This is a genomic window from Patescibacteria group bacterium (genome assembly GCA_028716045.1).
Classification (GTDB): domain Bacteria; phylum Patescibacteriota; class Patescibacteriia; order JAQUQO01; family JAQUQO01; genus JAQUQO01.
In genome coordinates this window covers 366269-386895 of the sequence record JAQUQO010000001.1, presented here as the reverse complement: position 1 = coordinate 386895, position 20627 = coordinate 366269, and the positions used below count along the sequence as shown (strand labels likewise).

Genomic DNA, 20627 nt, shown 5'->3' with positions numbered 1-20627 from the left:
AATTTATTATATTACATTTCAGTATTATTTGGAATAGCCCCGCTTTTGGCTAAATCAAGCCTTTTTAATAGGGTCGCGGCTGACAGGTCTTGACAAAATTAGTAAAATGTACTATAATATAATCAACTCTTTTAAGGAGATTTATAATTTATTAACACGAAAAAAGGCGCTAAGGAGGTTTAAAATGCCATTTCTGTAGGATGGGATTTAGTAAATCGGCGCAAAAATTAGTGTTAACTCTACTACGAGGAGAAAAGGAGGTTTAGATGCCATTTCTTTAGCGGAGAGTTTAAAGACAAAATTAGCGTTCACCTGCTATAAAATGGTGACGTAAGGAGTCAGTGGCCCATTGTGAGGTCACCTTCCTTCTAAAAGGAAGCCTGCCGGGGAGCGTATATCCCATGTGGTATGAGCCTGGGGAAGCAGAGCCCTACGAGAGTTAACTAACTCTCGTTTTTTTGTTGTTTTTCTTGGGTTTTAGACGGTTATTAGTATCTCCCTTCCCCACACTCTTGACAGGTTTTAGCCATTATGTTATAATATAACCACGTTTGAAAATTATATATTGGCGTAAAGATTTAACCAGAATGGAGGTAAGAGGAGGTCCGCATTCTTTGTAGGGTTGACACCCCTGTTAAGCAGCGCATAAATCTGCCAGTAAAATGTCAGTAGTCGCTAACTTAGCAAAAGAATGACAGAAAGTTGGAAGAAACCAATTTGTGGAAAAAATCGCCGAAAAAAAATCGCCGAGTGAGGTGATCGCCCAGTTTACGGATACGACCATCTACACGGCAAAGTCACCAATACGAACAAAAACGGGAGAAATCGATTGGTCAGCGCATTCAGAATAAAGCGGGTTGACACCCCGGCCAATATATTTGGTAAAAATACCAAAATTGGTAAGAATGCCACAATGGTTGGATTGTTTGTTTTATCCGGCACATAGTGTGCGTTTATTAACCGACAACCCCAAAAGCAGGAGATAGAAAGATGAAGAGAGCACCTCCGAGCATGCGCGAAAGCGCAAATTTTAGAGAATAAGCCGACGACAACGGCGCGGGGTCCAGGGTAAGACCGCCGTTCATAAACTGCCCAACAACCAGCGGCCAAAAGAAGGCCGCAAAATATGTATCAAGCCCCTCGGAAAATTTATATCCGAGGGCTTTTAATTTTAGGAATTTTTTGGGCCTCCCCGCGCGGAGTGTCATTCTGACCCCGAGAACTCGGGAGAAGAATCTAAATTCAGATTCTTCATTTCGGTCAGCTTCGCTGACCTCGTTCAGAATGACAATTGGGGATTGGTTAAAAAACCATAGTGGTGTCGCCAGCGAGATAGTTTAATCTGTGGGTATCTAATTTTATTTTTTTGAGTTTGTGTGTTATTCTATAATCACTGTTGTAGTTTTGGGCGCAGAGGCGAAACTCTGAATTAAGGAGGTAAAGAAAAATGAATTACTCAACAGCAGGTCCTGTCGCGAACACCACGACGAAGAGTTCTCAAGAAAGTCTCCTTCAGTCCTCGCAAGAGGGAGGGAGCAATTGCGGAGAAAAGTAGCGCCACGCCACGGCCGCGACCTTTTCGGGGGCAGAGAAAGGTTTCTGCCCCCTTTATTTTGTTAAAAAATCCCGAGTACTCGGGATTAGATGTCTATATTTGTGAAGTTTTTTTAAAATTGTGGGTTAATTGTTGCTTCCGGCGGAGGACTAAAATGACCCATTTGCTTGTCCAGCGGTTTAAAGCTCACGCGGTTTTGGTCAAAAAATAAACGAATCAAGCCGGTAGGGCCGTTGCGGTGTTTGGCAATATGAATTTCGGCAATATGTTTTTCTTCCGGCGGAATTTCGTCAAGGCTATAATTTCTATCCGTGGCTTTGCGGTAAATGAACATTACCACATCGGCGTCCTGCTCAATGGAACCGGATTCGCGGAGGTGCGCCAGTTTCGGTATGGCCGGCCGGGACATTTCCACGGCGCGGGAAAGCTGGGAAAGGGCGAGCACCGGGATATTGAGTTCGCGGGCGATGGCTTTGAGGGAACGAGTGATTTCCGCCACTTCCTGCACGCGGTTTTCAATCCGGCTGCGCGATTCCATTAATTGTAAATAATCCACGACAATTAAACCTAAACCATGCTCGGCTTGCAGACGGCGCGCCTTGGTGCGGATTTCCATAATGTTGGCCGTGGCTGAATCGTCAATGAAAATCGGGGCCTCGGAAAGGGCGCCCATGGCATGGTTGATGCGGGGGAAATCCTGGTCATCGGGTCCGGTGGACAGGTTGCCGGTGCGCATTTTCCATAAATCAATACCGGCTTCGGCGCAGAGCATTCTATCCACTAATTGTTCTTTGGACATTTCCAAGCTGAAAATTCCCACGGGAATTTTTTCTTTCACGGCCACTTGGCGGGCGATATCCAAAGCCAAGCTGGTTTTGCCCACGCTCGGGCGGGCGGCCAGAACGATTAAATCGGATTTTTGCAGTCCGGCGAGAATATTATCCAGCTCTTTGAAGCCGGTCGGTATGCCGCGCAGTTTGCCTTTGTCTCTATGCAGTTCATCAATGCGCTCAAAGGCCTCCATTAAGACATTTTTTATCGGGATGAAAATTTGTTTGAGATATTTTTGGGAAACGTTAAAAAGTTTCTGTTCCGCTTTGTCCAGAAGTTTTTCCACGTCTTCTTCGTTCTCTTCATAAACCGATTCCACGATTTCACTGGCGGCGCTAAGCATGCGTCGCAGAGTAGCTTTCTTCTTGACGATGTTGGCATAGTGGACGACGTGGGACGAGGTCGGGACGGCGTTGGTGAGGTCCGCGACATAGCTTCGGCCGCCGATTTGTTCCAGTTGGCCTCTTTCTTCCAGCCGGCTGCCGACGCTTAAAATATCAATCGGTTCGTGGCGGGAGAATAAGTCGGCGATAGTTTCAAAAATAAGGCGATGGGATTCTTTATAAAAATCTTCCGCCGTGACAATGTCAGCAATTTTAACAATCGCGTCTCTGTCTATCAGGAGCGCTCCTAGAAGGGATTGCTCGGCCTCTAAATTTTGGGGTGGTAATTTTGCTAAATTATCAGCCATAGTTTTTATTGTTTCTCTATCTTACGATTTTGGATCAAATAAATCAAGAGGAGGGGATACACAGCTTTTCCACGCTCACCTTGACTTAAATTACCTCAAATGTTAAGCTGGTTTAATTTAGTTTTGTTCGTTAACAATGAAATAAACATAAAGAAAGGAAAAGAAAGATGTTAAACAGGTATGCAAAAAAAGAGATGGTAGATATTTGGTCGGAGGAACATAAGTGGCAAAAAATGCTTGAAGTTCTTTGCTCCGTGCTTGGGGCAAGAATGGATTCGGTAATAATCTCTTCTACCCCTCCCCCTATACAATCAGCTTTTTTCAAACTCATCCATTTAATGCTTACCGAAGAAGATGCACGGCAGATTGACGAGATAGAAAAAGTGACGCGGCACGATGTTAATGCTTTTTTAGACCATCTTATCAAGAGAGCCGAGCTGACCTCGGCCGAAGCGGCGGTTTATGCGCAGGATTTGACTTCTTATGACTTACAGGATACGGCTAATATCTTGCGTATCTGCGAAGCACACTTCCTTATAGACAAGTCCTTAGGAAAGTTGATAGATATTATAATAGCCAGAGCCGAAGAGCACAAATATTCTTATCAAATCGGCCGCACACATGGTGTTCATGCGGAGCCAATCACTTTCGGTTGGAAGTTGCTTGGTTGGAGGGATAGTTTAGAGAGAATTCAAGATAATTTAAACGAGGCCCTCAAACAACTATCTATGGGTAAAATTTCCGGAGCGGTGGGTATGTATTCTTTGCCGCCGGAAGTGGAACTTAAGGCCTGTCAAAAACTTGGTCTATCTCCGGCGTTACATTCAACGCAGATTCTGCCGCGCGATATGTTTTCCCATTATTTTTCCGTAATCGCGATTTTGATGGGAGAGTTGGAAAGATTCTCCATCGAAATCCGTAATCTCCAGCGTACGGAAACTTGCGAAGTGCAGGAATTTTTCAAAAAGGGAGAACAAAAGGGCAGTTCGGCTATGCCGCATAAACGTAATCCGATTATGGACGAGAATGTTTCCGGCGCGGCAAGGATGGTGCGAGGTTATGTTTTTGCTCTTCTGGAATCCCAAGCCACCTGGCATGAACGGGACCTTTCTAATTCCATCGTGGAAAGAGTAAATATACCGGACATTTTTCTCCTTACCCATTTTCAGCTGGAGCGGTTTTGCGGGGTGATGGAAAAACTCTTAGTTTATCCCGAACGGATGCTCAAAAATATTGAGTTGACTAACGGTGCCGTTTTTAGCCGTTGGTTGCGCACTGCCCTTGAAGACAAGGGCATGCCCCGCCAAGAGGCCTATAAACTCGTTCAGGACTTGGCTTTCGCGGCTTTTGAGCCAGAGAAGACGGAACAGGGCAAACATCTCCGCGACCTTGCTAAAGAAAATGAACGGGTCAGAGAATTTTTGACGGAGCAAGAGATTGAAGATTGTTTTAATCTCAAAAATGCCGTTAAACACGTTGACGACATTTTCGCTCGCTTTGTTCTTCCCTCTCCTTAGTGATTTCTAAAAGAGGAGACATAAAATATGTCTTCTCTTTTTTCTTGACTTTATTTTAGAATATGCTATATTAGTTAGTTGTTTGTATCTTGAAAATTAATAATAAAGAAGGAGACAAGAGATGGAAAAACAAAAAATAAGCGCCCGAAAATTGTTTTTGTTTAGAATAGTCCTTTTGGCCCTTTTGGCATTCGGTTTAGTTTGCGCTATTATAGTAGCCGATATGATTTATTCCCGTATCTATTTTTCCGGTGTTTATCACTTTCATTCTTTCTCCACCGAAACCGAGATACCATGGGTGTGGAAAGAAAAAGAGGATAGAACCAAAGAGTTTACAGTAGACCCTGAATTCGGTTTCCGACCAATCCTCGGTGTTAAACGTTATTCTGAAGCGGGGACTTTACGCAATTCCTATACCATGGAAAAACGTCCCGGCGTAGTTCGCCTCCTTTTTATCGGGGATTCAACTACGGAAATCGGGCGGGTTGTTAGAGCGTTGCGGTTTTGTTACGGTGAGGAGTTTGAATACTGGAACGCCGGTGTGTCGGCATTTGCCACGGTTCAGGAGGTCGCTTTTTATAAGCGATATAATCGTAAAATCGCCCCAGACCACGTAATCCTCGGTTTTCATAACAGCGATTTTAGAGTAACGGCAGCCGTTTTTTTTGACAACCAGAATCAGCTTGTTATTTACTACACACCGCAAATATCCATTCAAGGTGTCAGCCCGTGGCTCCTTCAAAATAGCTCTATCTACCGATTATATCTAGGATCGCTTTTGAATGAGGAGAAAGACAGGAGTGTTATTGAAAGCGAGGTTGAAGCGGCTTTATTAGAGTTGAAAAATCTCACGATGCAGGATGGAGCAAAATTGACGGTTTTGGTGCTACCCATCCTCAAGCCCTACCAAACATGGTCATATGAGGAAAAGGATAATCAAAAAGCCGCGCTAAAGATTCTTGAAAAACTAAATATTCGCCACTTTGACCTTTCGCCCATAGCGGAGCAAGCTATTAATGCGGGGATTGAAGTACAGGAAATTCCGGGGGACTCCTGGCACCCCAATGACGCGGCGGCTATTTTGTATGCCGATTTTCTAAAAGAAAATAACCTTTTGCCTTAAATCGCCAGTTCGAATTATTAAGAGAAGACATAAACTCGTGCCTTCTCTTTTTATTTAAAAATCTTTCCAGAAATGTTATAATTTATTAATTCGCTATTTGCCGTAAGCCATAAGCTATCAGCTAATTTATGTTAAATAAAAATAAGGAATTTTTTTTGGCGCTGTCGGTTTTAGTGGGAACGATTGTCGGAGTGGGAATGTTTGGCATCCCTTATGCCGTCTCAAAATCAGGCCTAGCGGCCGGCCTTATTTATTTAGTTGTTTTAAGTGTGGCCATGGTTTTTGTCCATTTGTTTTTCGGAGAAATTATTTTGAGGACCAAGGGCGACCATCGGATGGTCGGCTACGCGGAGAGATATTTTGGCGGCCGTGGCAAGATATTGTCCACTTTTTTTGTTTTATTTGATTTTTACGGAGCATTGCTGGCCTATTTGATTGTTTCCGGTGAATTTTTGAATAATATCTTCGGCGGGATTTTTGGCGGTGGTCCGGTTTTTTACAGCCTCATTTTTTTTATCATCGGCGGAGCTTTTATTTATTGGGGGATAAAACTCATTTCCGAAGGCGAATTGGTAATGACCATTCTTTTATTATTAACGGCCGCCATTATTATTTTAAAAGGTTTGTCTTGTGTAAGATTAGAGAATTTTTTGGATATAGGATTTATAAACTGGCGCGACACCTTTTTGCCTTATGGTGTTATTTGGTTTTCTTTGTCGGGAATGTCGGCAATCCCCGAGGTAGCAGGGATGTTGAAGAATAAAAAGACGTTAAAAAAGATACTAATAGTCGGAACTCTTTTGCCGGCTTTTATCTATTTAATTTTTACTTTTGTAGTATTGGGAGTTTCCGGAACTCACGTTTCCGAAGAGGCTATGGGCGGATTGGGCGGAGTTTTGGGGCCGGAGATAACTTTGATTGGTTCAATTTTTGGGTTTTTGGCCGTGGCTACGTCTTTTTTGGTGATTGGTTTGAATTTGAAAACCACCTTTATCCGAGATTATAAGCTAAATCACGCTCTGTCTTGGCTATTGACTATGGCCATTCCCTTGATTATTTTTATCTTCGGACCGAGAAGTTTTATTGGAGTAATCAGCTTAGTCGGAGCTTTAAGTGGCAGTGCGGTGGGCATTTTGACGATTTTAATTTATAAAAAGTCCAAAAAAACAGGGGATAGGGAGACGGAATTTTCAATTGGCCGATGGGGAGCGATAGGAAATTTTTTATTTATAATTTTTGTTTTAGCCATAATTTATGAACTTTGGAGGATTATCGCGTAGAATTTTTTAAGTTTACTGTTTGAAGTTTTTATCCACAGCGATATTTTTCAGGATTTATTGTATAATCCAATAATGGTTAGAGATTATATTTTATATGAAACGAGGGAAAGCCAATAAACTTTTTGGCCAGTATTTACATTTTTGCCGCGACCTTTTCGGCCTCAGAAAACTTTTTGGGTTTGTTTCGGTTTTAGCTATTATTTCTTTGGTATTGTCTTTGATTTACGGCATAAACTTGTGGACGGACAGAAACGCCAAAGCTACGGGGTACACTTTCATCGACAACCTTTCTACCGGCGCTAATTTGGACTTGGCGCATTCTACGGCCTCGTGGAATTCTTCGGCCGGCACGGTAACGTCTTTAGCAGGTGATGGTTTATGGGATATTTCAGGGAGCGGGTTTGATACGGCCAGCTCACCTGATACGCCCGCCTTAAGCCCTTCTTATAATGAAAATGAAGCGAATTGTGGAGCTAACCCGGCAAACTGCACGATGTTTGTCAGATTTAACGGCGGTTTATATAAAAGTGAGGACAAGGGTGCGACTTGGACCGATACTTTAGCGGGCGGTGGTTGGTCTATTGATAACGCCACTAAAATAGTCAGCGGGAAAGTTGTTAGTTTGTATGCTCTGTCGCCTGATTATGATAATGATTCAACTATTTTTGTTCTGGTCTTGGATTACACGACCCTTACTTATGGCAATTATAAAAGTACTGACGGTGGTTCAACTTGGGCTAGTTTTACAGCCCCCGTTGCTTTAGCTTTAATGCCTGCCACTTCTTATAGTGATACTACGGCCGATTGCGTCACGACGCCAACTGGCTGCACTCTTTTCGGTTCCACCGGCCAAGCTATTTATAAAAGCCATGACAAGGGTGTCACCTGGGATAATGGTAACGCGGCAGTAGCTTCCACCGCTGCGGGGGATATTACTGTTTTAAAAGTTTCTCCGGCATACGCTACTGACGGCACGATTATTGTAGGAACTGAAGGCAGCGGATTTTTTGGTTCCGGCGATTGTACAGCCGCGGCCGCCACCTGCACTTTGACGGAGATAAATACTGGCGTAACCCTCCCGACTCCTGGGGGTGAAGGATATATTAATGATATAGAATTTTCTCCGGCTTATAATACTGACAATACGATTTTAGCCGTTTCCGGCGGAAGCGCGCCGACTTATACGGGCCAAACGTTTAAGACCACTACTTGTAATGACCCAAATGTTTCGGCTTGCGCTTGGTCTAAAAATATAGCAGCCATGGCGCAGGACGGTTTAGAAATTTCTCCGGCGTATAATAGCGCCGCTTACAGTGCCGAAGATGAGATTTATTATTTCAACCAACATTGGGAAATACAAAACTGGGGTTCTTGGCAGTGTGTTGATGATGGGGGGGGTCTGGCTTTGGGCGTGGAATGTTCGCAAATAGCTGACCTTACAACCGATGGAACAATGAGGAAAGTGACCGATGGAGACATGTCACCTAATTATACTACTGATGGCACTATAATAATGAGCACCCTTGGGCAGGGGTTGCAAAAAGCCGTTAATAGCGGAGGAGTATGGACAGTTTCTTATCTAACTGGTCTATCGCTCGGGGATTTAATAGATGTTCAAGTATCTCCGAATTTTGCCAGTGACAACACGATATTTGCCTGCTCCCAAGAGGGTGATGTGGCCGGAGAAAATATCTGCAATGGTTTTATTTATAAATCAACCGATGGCGGAATAACTTGGACGAGAATCACCGCCGCCACTTCTTATATTTCCGCTTATCAACTTTCTCCTAATTATATTACTGATAGTACTATTTACGCCGGTGAATGGGGAATCAACGCCACTGCCTGTAAATTTTATAAAAGCACTGATGGCGGTGCTACTTGGGCCCAGACGGCCTCCACTATTTCCTGTGCTCCCGTTGGCACAACGTATGATCGCATTACTGTCATTGCTATTTCCCCGGCAAATTCCGCAAATTTATTTTTAGGCACGGCCGGCGGTAAAATTTACGAATCCATCGATTCCGGAGCCACTTTTGACGCGGGAACAAATGTGGTAAATGAAGTGACAGATATAAAAATATCCCCAAACTTCGCAACTGATAGCGAGGTTCTTGCCACCACTACCGGCGCCCGTCTAGTAACAATAGATGGTGGTACTAGCTGGGCGGTGATTCCCGGAGGGAGCTGGGACCATTTGTTATTAGCTCCGCAATTTGATGGAACCGCTAATTGCGTTGCCAATCCGGAAAAATGCGTGGCTTGGGTTTGGAGCAACACCACTGTCAGTTTATATATGACAGTGGACCGTTTTGAAGGGGGAGCTTCAGATATAACGCCGACAGGAATGACAGAGATCCTGCGGACTATAGCCATTTCCCCAGATTATAATTATAGCGGCAGTGACAAACGTATTTGGGCAGGTTTTAATGATACTCCGCAAATATATGTGAGTTCTAATAGCGGCACGGCTAAGAATTGGAATTTAATGCCCAGCGCTTTTGGCTCTTCTTACGCGGAGCAAAAGAGAGGGGTTAATTTGGGCGATATTAACGGTGACGGTTTGGAGGATTTGGCTAATGCCACGAGTATATTTTTAAATGCCACCGCCGGAATTGATAACACGGCAGATTACACGCTTAATAATATCTATGCCGGAGGCGATATTAACGGTGATGGTTATGCGGATGTGCTAGATAAAAACGGCGCCAATCTTGAAGTATTATTGGGCGGCAGTACGTTTAATACAGTGGTTGATTATACGTTAGACGATGTGGATGTTACGGCTGAAACAATCAGTGATAATGGCGTGACTATTGCCGATATCAATGGCGATGGTTTTAAAGATATTATTGTAGGTATATATACCTACAATAATGGAGAGGGAGCTAATCAGGGCGGAGTGGTGATTTATTTTGGGGGAAAACTTTTTAATGACGTGTATGATTATGCTTTGTCCGGCGCGGCGGCTGGCGACCTTTTTGGAGCGGCGGTGAGTGCCGGTGATGTTAATGGCGACGGGTTTGATGATTTGGCGATTAGCGCGCCCAGTTACAGCGCTAATACCGGGCGGGTTTATATTTATTACGGCGGAAAATCTTTTGATACAACGGCTGACGTCACCTTAACCGGTGATGCTGGTGATGTTTTTGGCATAGATTTATCCCTTGCCGGTGATGTGAATGGCGATGGGTATAACGATATTGTGGTGGGAGCTTCTCGTGCTGCTGGCGACGGCGATGGGCGTGTTTATGTTTTTAACGGCAGCGCTTCACTGGCATCCACTCTGACAACCGTTTCTGCCAATAGCACTATCAATGATTCTGCTGACGATAGCGGCAGCGATTTTGGCGAATTAGTAGAAGCAGCCGATGTAGATAAAGATGGTTATGATGATGTCGTCGTGGCGGCTCCGGATTATCGGGCGTCAGCGGGAGAAACTTTTCATCGCGGAAAGTTTTATGCCTATTATGGAGCCCCTACTTTTAACACTACCGCGGATTACACCTATGACCCGGGCGAGCCAGCCAGTGATTACGGTCCGGACGCAAGCATCTGTCTTATCGATATGGATAATAATGGTTATCTGGATTTGCGCGGAGTTTCCCACAACAGTTCGGACACTATTTTTACCGACGATACTTCAATTGATTTAATTTGGAAAAGCAGAAGCTCTCTGGCTGACGTTAATTATAAGTCCTTAGTTGTCTCTCCTAATTATGACGTTGATAAAAAAATATTTTTGAGCGGTTATGGCGAATTAGAGCAGAGCTTTTCTTATAAATATAATAACAGCACAATACTATCCAAGATAGTTGATAGCACGGTGGAAAATATAAATGTGGCTACTCTTACAGCCACGGCCACTACTCCGACCAACACTTCTGTCACTTATTATTTATCCAACAATGGCGGCAGAACTTGGGAGGCGGCCACTTCCGGAGTAGCGCATACTTTTACAACCACTGGTTCAGATTTAAGATGGAAGGCGATATTAGCCACCACGGATGTCGCTTATTCGGCGTCAATTTCTGATATTTCCATAACTTACGGCAACACCAACCCCGGGACACCCTCTTTAACCGCGCCGGCTGACGGAGCGACCGGAGTTTCTTTAAACCCCACTTTTGAATTTTCCACTACGGATACGGATAGTGATACTCTGCATTATATTTTGGAAATCGCCGCGGATTCATCGTTTAACAAAGATGTTTTAACTTTTTACCAAAAAGAAGACAATATCTGGTATGTCAAAGATGATTCTCTGGGATGGTCGCAGGTCAATTTTTATAATTCCGGAGATACGGCTTCTTTCACCTTACCCGCGAAATATACTTTAACCCCCAAGACGACTTATTATTGGAGGGTGGCGGGCGTTGATGAAAACGGCGGCACAGCTTATAGCGCCACTTTTTCTTTTACCGCCATCAGGGGAAGCATTACTGATACTTTTGACACCACAGTTTGGCGCGATAGCGCCACCACTACGACCGAATGGAGCGCTGTCGGAGAGGTGATTCGGGCGCCAGCGACCAATACTTTCGCTGTCGGCAGCGCCGCTTTAAGTCCGGCGGCCGCGGCCAATGACACCTCCTTTATTCTGTCCGTTGATATTGATACTGATGGAGATCAGGATATTGTAGCGGGCAATTATGGCAACCCAATGTATTTATACAAGAACAATGGCAGCGGAACTTTTACAGAATCAACTCCTTTTCCCGACGGCGGCACGAGCAGAAATACCAATACGCTTTTAGCCGTGGATTTAGACGAGGATGGTGATAAGGATATTATTCAAGGCAACAATGGTCAAAATTATTATTATTTGAATAATGGCAGCGGAACTTTTGGCGCGGCCAGCGAATACTCGGGATTTGGTGCCAGCAATACCCAATCTTTGGACGCGGCCGATGTTAATAAGGACGGCGATGTTGATATCTTGGAAGGAACCGCCGCGCAGGATAAACTCTGGCTCAATGACGGTGATGGCACGTTCACTTCCAGTGACACTTTCAACGCTGGCGACACTCGGACCATTAAAGCCGTTGACGTTGACGTTGACGGAGACATGGACGTCATTGTTTGCGATAACGGCGTTGGCGCGAAAATTTATACTAATGATGGGACGGGCGCCTTTACTTTGGCGAGCACTTTGGCTTATGCGGCCGGTAGCGGCAACGATAGTTTGGTGGTTAATGATTTTGATAATGACGGAGATGAGGACATCATTGCTTCAAATGGCGCGAGTTTATTTTTATATCAAAATAACGGGCAAGGAACTTTTACGGCCAATGCCGCTTTTAGTTTTAATTACGCCAAAATGATTGACGTTGACGCCGATTTGGACGGTGATATGGATTTGGCGGTCATAGCGAGCGGCGTGGGCATCAACGGCCTGTTGCGCAATAAGGGCAGCGGGACTTTTACGGAAGAAACCGGATATTTCGCCAGTGGGTCAGCTAATGTTGATAAGGCGGATAACTTGGCGGCTGCGGATATAGATAAAGACGGCGATGAGGATATCATTCATTATTTTTCTTGTATCGGCGGAACTTGCGCCGATGCCGATGACCAAAATTATATTTATGAAAATAATCTTCATAATAATGACGCCGATGGCGGTTGGGCGCAACTTTACGGCGGAGCCAATTTCCCCGCGCAGACTTCAAAAATAATGCCTTTGGGGGATGTGAATTATGATGGTTATGAAGATTTGGCGGTGCTGTCCGGAGCCGATGCCGCCACCAGCAGTAAAATCTATCTGGGCGATGGTGGTGGGGGATTTACGGCCACCGCTCCCTTTACCAATGTTTCTTGCGCCAATAATGATATTGATGGCGCGGCTGATTTTAACGGCGACGGGTATCTGGATATTTTAGTGGGGGCTGATAACGGCTGGGATTGCGTTTATTTCAATGACGGCGCGGGCAATTTCAGCACTATAACCCAAATAGTAAGTATTGGTAATGAAAGACAGCTTTGGCCGGCGGACGTGGAAGGGGATGGCGACCAGGATATTATTATTTTTGAAAACGGCCAGAATTTTATTTTTAGAAACAACGGCGATGGTTCAACTTTTATTCAGGAAGATTTGGGTTTGGCGTGGGAGAACACGCTTCAGGGATACACGGATGACATAGATAATGACGGAGACGTGGATATTTTGGTGGGTGATAGAGTAAGCCAGCAGAATTTTTTATACAGGAATAATGGCAGCGGAACATTTATACGGGAAAGCCAATTCGGAGAAGGCAGCACAGATAATATAGTTTCCGCCGATTTAAACGGCGATAGCTGGAAAGACGTCGTCGTTTCTAATTCCGATATAAACTCCGCCATCTATTGGAATAATGGCCAAGGCTCATTTACTAAACAGTCATTGGGCACGACGGGAATTTTCCGGGGCGATGATTTGGATAATGACGGAGATGTTGATTTATATTTAGTTGGTGGCGCCGCAGGAACATATATTTACCGGAACGACGGTCGGGGCGATTTTACCGTGGAATTATTAAGCGCCGCACCTTCCTCCGCGGTTTTCGCCCATGACATTAATCGCGACTCCATGAAAGAACTGCTGGTCGCTTATTCTTCGGGCGATTCCTTTATTTTCACTCCGCAATTAACTCAAACCGCCGGCACTTATATCGCTCAATCCGTTGCCATGGCCAATCCTGGGAGAAATATCTTAAGAGCCACCTTAACGGCCGAACATTATCTGCCGGGCGCTTCCACTATTGCCTATTATTTAAGCAATGATGGCGGGACCACTTGGGTGGCGGTGACGAATGGGGTGGAATACGTTTTTGCCACCAGCGGAAGCGATTTGAGATGGAAGGCCGTATTAACGCCGGATACGGATACGCCCATAATTTATAATGTCACTTTAAATTATGCCGAAGATATCGCGGCCGGGTTTATGGTTAACGCGACCAATTGCCGCGGCTTCGGAGGATTTGACGCCAGTTCTTATGGGGGCAGAGAAGGGCATGCTATTATTTGGGTGGTGGATTTTCCCATTGATTTTTTGAACGAATCCGACAGGGATAATCTGGAATTTGTTCCTTTTGTGACCTCTGACAAAATGGTGGATGTGGTTTCTTCCGGGTACACCACTCCTTGGTCCGGATATTTGACGGCTGTTTACAATACCGACCAGTATTTAAAGTCCTGGATTCCGGCGAAGGAGTCCACTGTTTATGCGTATTTTACGCAGGAATATTTTGGCTTTTACGAGGAGAGTTCGAAGGAAGGATTAAAATATAATACTAAACTTGATGGCCGCAAGGTTTGCGTAAAAAATAAAATAACCAATGCTTATTCGGGAGATTGCGCGGTTTGTCCCGCTGTTTGGACTTTAGCTGAACCGCCGTCTAAGCCGACCTTGCAGGCGGCGCTCACTACTTCTTTATGGGCGAGCGTGGATAATTATTCTTTCCCGGTCGGGACGGATTGGGAGCAAGCGGGAGTGACTTTTGAAATCTACGAGGGAGATAGAATTCCGGAAGACGGAACACCGCTGGCTTCGGAATTCGCCGCCGGACAAAATAGTTTTACCTTTGGCAATTTAAAACCCGACACTTCTTATACTATTCGCGCCAGGGGACGAAATGGCGGAGGAGTTGACACGCCCTGGTCAGAAGCGCTCACGGCCAAAACCTTGCCCCCGTCTTTCACGCTTATTAAAACAGCGGTCATTAAGGAACCGGGGCAGGGAGAAGTGAAGGGCTCCGCGGTTTTAAGCTCCTCTTTAAATATCGGAACAAAAATCCAGCCGCTGGAGAATCTAAAGTATCTTAGAAATTTTTCAGCGGTGATGTCTTTTTTTATTTTGATTTCTTTGGTTATTTTAAGCTATCATCTGGTTTTGTGGAATCGAGCCGCGCGTTCCATGGTGAGAATAAGATTTGAGAGAAAGGCCTATTCCACTTTAGCAATGGCAGTTGTTTTGGGAATAGTGAAAGTGGCGATGATGGCTACCATGGCCGGATTAAATGATGCTTCAATAAAAGTGGAAAATTACGCCGGCAATGGCGTGGCAGTGCAGCCGGAAGACAGTATTGTTTATCAGATTGATTATATCAATCAAACGAAAGACGATCTGAAAAACGTAGTTATAAAAGATAAAATAGATTCAGTTATTTTTGACGACGGTTATTTGAAGAAAAATAGCGAGTCGGTTGGCCGGTTGGAAGATTTTCTAAAATGTGCAGGGGAAGAGGAGACCAGCTCTTGCGAAATAATATTTAATTTGGGAGAAGTAAAAGCCGGTCAGTCAGGTTATCTGACATTACCCTTTAAAGTTTCGCCTGATGAGGTAAAGCAAAGTGTGCCCCATACTATTTCTAATGTGGCTAAAGCCGAATATACGCAAAACGGAGAAAATAAATCTGCTACCTCCAACACCCTTTTAAATCCGGTCAGCGCCGGCGCCATTGATATTTTTACTTTTTTTGACGGCAACAATAATGGCCAATATGACAAGGGCGAGAAGGGTGTGCAAGGAATCAGAACGCTCGTTTATTATGATTTGAATGGAGACGGGGCTTTGAGTGGTCCGCAGGAAACAGAAGTTAATGTGTATTCCGTGAGTTCCGTGGCAGGGGGGCATTCTACGGTGGATGGCAGAAGAGCGGGAAAACATTTTGTTAAAATCGGAAAGATAGAAAAAGGGAAATATTCTCTGGTTTTGCCTTCCGGATACACTCTGACTACTTCGGAAATGGTAACCGTGGATTTGGAACGCGGCGGCAAGGGTTCGGCGTATTTTGGATTATATAAAAAAGCAGAACAAAAACCACCGGTTATCACATATCCCGGGGACAATTCCGAAATTACTGACACAGCGCCGACTATCAGGGGTAACGCTTATGTCAGCAACGGCGCAGTGGATATTTATTTGGACGGAGAATATCTGGACAGCACGAAAGCTAACAGCGAAGGTTTTTTCAGCTATACTTTAACGGATGAATTATTATTTGGGGCGCATACTTTAAGAGTGAAAGTGGGAGAAGTTTATTCTTCTTTGTTTGAGTTTAAAGTAACAGAGAAAACAGCGGAAGAAATAAAAGAGGAGCAGGAAGAAGAAATCGGCGAGAAAATAAGAGATACGATAATAAGAGTGACTATTGGTGAAATAAATATCAAAGAAATAGCCGCTCGCTTGGAGGGAGTTAAACTTAGTGAGGTGCGGCAAGGCAAAGTGTCCGCGGAAAGCAAATTAATGGATGCTGGCATTACCGTTATTATGCATAATGCCGAAATTGGCAAAACATATGAATTAGTCGTGGAGAGCGAGATTTACAAGTATGAATTTACGCCGCAGAACGAGGAATGGGCGGAAAATATAAAAATTTCTTTGCCTCCGGGAGCGCATAAATCTTACGTCAGAGTTTATGATGAGATAGCCAAGGAATACAAAATAATCTCCAACGTAGAAGAATTCACCGTTTCTCTCCCTGCTTGTTTTGACGGGGCGGATAATGATGGAGATGGTCAGACGGATTATCCGGCTGACGCGGGGTGTTTGAGTATTGATGACAATAACGAAGAGGACATAGTGGAATCACCGGTTGCGGATTTCCTCAATTCCCTTGTGGGAACAGTTGAAGTTATAGTTAATACCGTGGGAGAGCTGGCTGATGACCCGCAGGTGGAAAAAGCCGCTCAAAATTACGTCGCCCCGACTTTAGTGGCGGTGGTGGCGGTTAATGCTTCCACGGCTATCTCTTTTGTGTATCTCATTCCTTATTTACAGTTTATTTTCACCGAACCTTTTAGATTATTATCGCGTCGCAAGAGGAAGGGCTGGGGGACGGTGTATAATTCTATTTCCAAGGAGCCGATTGATTTGGCTATTGTCCGCTTGATTAATGTCCAAAACGGAACTTTAGTTCAGACGCAAATTACCGACAAACAAGGGCGTTATAATCTGATAATTAAAGAAGCGGGGACTTATCGGATAGAGGTGAAAAAAGTGGAATTTAAATATCCCACGTCATTGTTGGGAGAGAAAAAAGAGGATATGGCGTTCCTTGATTTATACCACGGGGAAAACATAAAAGTAGAAGCAAGCGGAGCTGTTATTACCGCCAATATCCCGCTTGACCCGGTGAAAGAAGACAAGCCGAACAGAAAGATTTTAGCTTTGGCCGTCGGTCGTCGGGTGCAAAATGGCATTTCGCTTTCCGGATTGGGCTTGTCAATTGTCACCTTTGCCATTGTGCCTAAACTACTGATGGGAATTTTGGTGGCGCTTCATTTTATGCTTTATTTCTTGTTCCGCCGCTTGGCTTATCCTTCAAAACCAAAGGGTTGGGGTATTGTTTATGATAAGGGGACGAAAAAACCTTTGGGCAAAGCCGTGGTTCGCATTTTTGATATTCAATTCAATAAATTACTAGCGGCTCAAGTTACTGATTCCGCCGGCCGATACGGGTTCTTGGTTGGCCCGAACGTTTATTATCTTACTTCCGAAAGAGAGGATTACAAATCATATAAATCTTCACCGATTGATTTAGCCAAAGAAAAAGCCGGCGCGATTACCCTGGATATGCCCTTAGAGAAATCAACAGAAGGAATGGGGATTTCAGCCCCGCCAGCCCCGGAAGTTCCACTATCAAGACCGGCAGCGAGTCCAGAAATAAAAAAAGAAATTCCCCCGGCTCCAGCAGAGATTAAAGATGCTCAGCAAGAACCGAAAGTAGATTCGGGAGAAAAAGGCAAGGATATTATGGATGATATAGATACGGGATTTTATTAAAATATAAAAAATTATAAAGATTAAAAAAGCCGTGTTATTTACACGGCTTTGCAATCTTAGATTTAGGAGTTCGTTTTTTTTATTATTATTTCTTTCTCGCATTTAGGATTTGTCTCTAGAGCCAACCCAACTGGTAGTAAAAGAGACATACAGGCCATTATTAGCGGTACCATATCTTCTTCGTTTACAGAATAAAAGCGCATTCTAGTTTTTATTATACATTTTTTCGGTTTTTTGTTTTGTGGGTTTATTTTTATATAGATACGTTTCTTTCCTCTGAATAGATGTATCTCTTCTGAACGGTAAGTAAAGACCCTAATTCGGTCATTATGGGTTAATTCCGTTGATTTAAATTCGCCTTTTTCTTTGATATAAAATTGGGGTTTTGTCGTTGTGTTTTCTTTCATTTTCTACTCCTTCCAGTATTTTTTGTTTTCAAAGTATTTTGTTTATTGATAGATAAATTTAATGCGCCCATTTCAGCAAAAGTACCACCAGGAATACAAATTATATATTAATTAATTATCTAATAGTTGTCAACCCTTTTGGCAATTTCCAAAGTATTATATAAAAGCATGGCCACGGTCATGGGCCCCACTCCGCCCTTCAACTTAGTTCAGGGCGTCGTTCGTTTTTCTTTTTGAGTTGTTGGCTATTTTCAATGTGTTTTGTAATAACATAGCTACCGTTACGGGCCCCACTCCGCCCGGCACGGGCGTGATAAAGCCAGGGGTATCTTTGACGCTGGCAAAATCCACATCGCCGACTACGCCTTCTTCCGTACGGTTGGTTCCGACATCAATTATAATGGCGCCGGTTTTTATCATTTCTTTGCCGACAAAGTTCGGACGGCCTATGGCCACGACCAAAATATCCGCTTTTTTAGTTTTTTCTTGAAGTTGGATATCATCGGGGTTGGCGTGGCTGGCAATAATTTTGTCTGCAGCCAAAACTCGTTCAATGGGTTCGGCAAAGACACCACTATTACAAACAATCAATGCTTTTTTATTTTCAAGATTCACTTCGGTAGCTTCTATCAATTTCCTAATACCAAGTGCTAATCCGGGCAAAATATACGGCTGGCCCTCCGCCAATTTTTTCAAATTATCAGGATGAAAACCATCAACGTCTTTTCGCGGGTCTATTGAACCGATTATTTTATTCGTATCCAGATGTTCCGGCAGGGGGAGTTGGACAAGTATTCCGTGAATGTCAGTGCGCTGGCTTAATTCTTTAATTTTTTCAATTATTTCTTTTTCGGGGACAGAAGCGAAATAAAGATAAACTTCGTTTTTGATTCCCGCTTTTTCCGCGGCCTTTTGTTTTAATTTGACATAAAGATGGGAAGCCGGGTCAGAGCCAACTAAAATAGTGGCGAGCCCTGGCGTGAATCCAAGATTCTTTACTTCTTTTTTTATATCAGCCCTTATTTTTTTGGCTATTTCTTTCCCGTCAATTATGTTCATGGTTTTTATAAATAACTTAAATCCGGATAAATCGGATATTTTTCCGTAATCTCCTTGACTTGGTTTCTAACTTCCGTTTTAATCGCCTCGTCATTGGGATTTTTAATAATTTTTGCCATCATTTCGCCGATTATTTCCATTTCACTTTCTTTCAATCCCCGCGTAGTTAGGGCGGCTGTTCCCACTCGCAGTCCCGACGGGTCCATGGGTTTGCGGGTGTCATAAGGTATCATATTTTTATTGGTATAAATTCCTACTGCGTCCAGCGCGGTTTCAGCTTCTTTTCCAGAGACGCCGGTTTTAGTAAGGTCAAGCAGAAGCAAATGGTTATCGGTTCCGCCGGAAACAAGGTCAATGCCTTGGCCGAGGAGCGCTTGTCCGAGAGCTTGAGCGTTTTTGACTATTTGCTTTTGATAAATTTTAAATTCCGATTCCAACGCTTCTTTAAAAGCCACGGCCTTGGCGGCGATGGCGTGCTCCAAGGGTCCGCCCTGGAGTCCGGGGAAAACGGCGCTGTCTATCTTTTGCGCCAGATTTTTTTTATCTTTGGGATTTAAGCGGTCTTCAATTTTACATAAAATCATCGCCCCGCGAGGGCCGCACAAAGTTTTGTGAGTGGTGGTGGTAATCACATCGGCATAGGGGATAGGGTCTGGATGGATTTTAGCGGCTACCAGACCGGCAATATGCGCCATATCCACCATAAAATAAGCTCCGACTTCATCGGCAATTTCTCGGAATTTTTTAAAGTCAATTTTTCTCGGATAAGCGGTCGCTCCGGCGAGAATTAGTTTTGGTTTTTCTTTCAAGGCAATCTCGCGGACTTCCTCCATATCAATTAACTGGTTATCGCGCCTGACACCGTAGGCAATTATTTGATAATACCGGCCGGAAAAATTTACCGGATTGCCGTGCGTCAGATGTCCGCCGTGCGCCAGATTCATAGCCATTAGTTTGTCGCCCGGAGCAAGCAAGGCAAAGTAAGCAGCCATATTGGCCTGCGAGCCGGCATGCGGCTGGACATTGGCGTGTTCCGCGCCGAAAAGTTCTTTGGCTCTTTGTATGGCTAAATTTTCGCAAACATCAATAAATTCGTTTCCGCCGTAGTATCTTTTATTCGGATACCCCTCCGAATATTTATTGGTTAAAACCGAACCCAGGGCCTCCAGTACCGCCCGCGAGACGATATTTTCCGAAGCAATCATTTCCAAGCCGTGCCGTTGGCGGTTTAATTCATTTTCCAGCCCGCCGGCGATTTCCGAATCAAATTTTGATAGATAAGACATAGTTTTAAAATAAGTTGATGAGTTGTTTTTAGTATACGAGTTTTTATTATTAATTTCAAGAAATAAAACTTTAATGTCATTGCGACCCCGAGCTTGACTTCGGCGAGCTCTGGCCG

At 44.1% G+C, this 20627-nt stretch carries 7 protein-coding genes and 2 pseudogenes; 4 read left to right on the top strand and 5 right to left on the bottom strand.

Annotated features, from left to right (window positions below):
* Positions 1 to 1667: 1667 nt before the first annotated feature.
* The gene (gene dnaB / locus PHG22_01950) at positions 1668 to 3077 is read right to left on the bottom strand and encodes a replicative DNA helicase (protein MDD5490539.1); all 1410 of its coding nucleotides are present in this window, start codon (positions 3075 to 3077) and stop codon (positions 1668 to 1670) included.
* A 167-nt stretch (positions 3078 to 3244) separates the two neighbouring features.
* Here dnaB and purB point away from each other — a divergent pair, with 167 nt between their 5' ends.
* The 4 genes from purB (at position 3245) to PHG22_01930 (ending at position 17759) form a co-directional block, all read left to right on the top strand.
* Positions 3245 to 4594, top strand: a complete 1350-nt coding sequence (gene purB / locus PHG22_01945) for an adenylosuccinate lyase (protein MDD5490538.1) — start codon at positions 3245 to 3247, stop codon at positions 4592 to 4594.
* 121 nt (positions 4595 to 4715) lie between these two features.
* A complete protein-coding gene (locus PHG22_01940) occupies positions 4716 to 5717 on the top strand; it encodes a hypothetical protein (protein ID MDD5490537.1) in 1002 nt (333 codons plus the stop codon).
* A 128-nt stretch (positions 5718 to 5845) separates the two neighbouring features.
* Positions 5846 to 6997 (top strand): aromatic amino acid transport family protein, encoded by a 1152-nt coding sequence (locus PHG22_01935; protein ID MDD5490536.1) that lies wholly within the window; start codon positions 5846 to 5848, stop codon positions 6995 to 6997.
* A gap of 94 nt (positions 6998 to 7091) precedes the next feature.
* Positions 7092 to 17759, top strand: coding sequence for an FG-GAP-like repeat-containing protein (locus PHG22_01930; GenBank protein ID MDD5490535.1), 10668 nt, complete (start codon positions 7092 to 7094; stop codon positions 17757 to 17759).
* A 62-nt stretch (positions 17760 to 17821) separates the two neighbouring features.
* On the opposite strand, the gene PHG22_01925 is transcribed toward PHG22_01930, so the two are convergent.
* The 4 genes and pseudogenes from PHG22_01925 to PHG22_01910 form a co-directional block, all read right to left on the bottom strand.
* Positions 17822 to 18166 (bottom strand): hypothetical protein, encoded by a 345-nt coding sequence (locus tag PHG22_01925; protein MDD5490534.1) that lies wholly within the window; start codon positions 18164 to 18166, stop codon positions 17822 to 17824.
* A gap of 119 nt (positions 18167 to 18285) precedes the next feature.
* Positions 18286 to 18393 (bottom strand): annotated as a pseudogene (locus PHG22_01920) (bifunctional 5,10-methylene-tetrahydrofolate dehydrogenase/5,10-methylene-tetrahydrofolate cyclohydrolase).
* Between the two features lie 88 nt (positions 18394 to 18481).
* Positions 18482 to 19225, bottom strand: a pseudogene (locus PHG22_01915) (bifunctional 5,10-methylenetetrahydrofolate dehydrogenase/5,10-methenyltetrahydrofolate cyclohydrolase).
* 5 nt (positions 19226 to 19230) lie between these two features.
* Entirely contained in the window at positions 19231 to 20511 is a 1281-nt protein-coding gene (locus tag PHG22_01910) for a serine hydroxymethyltransferase (GenBank protein ID MDD5490533.1), read from the bottom strand.
* Between the last annotated feature and the right edge of the window lie 116 nt (positions 20512 to 20627).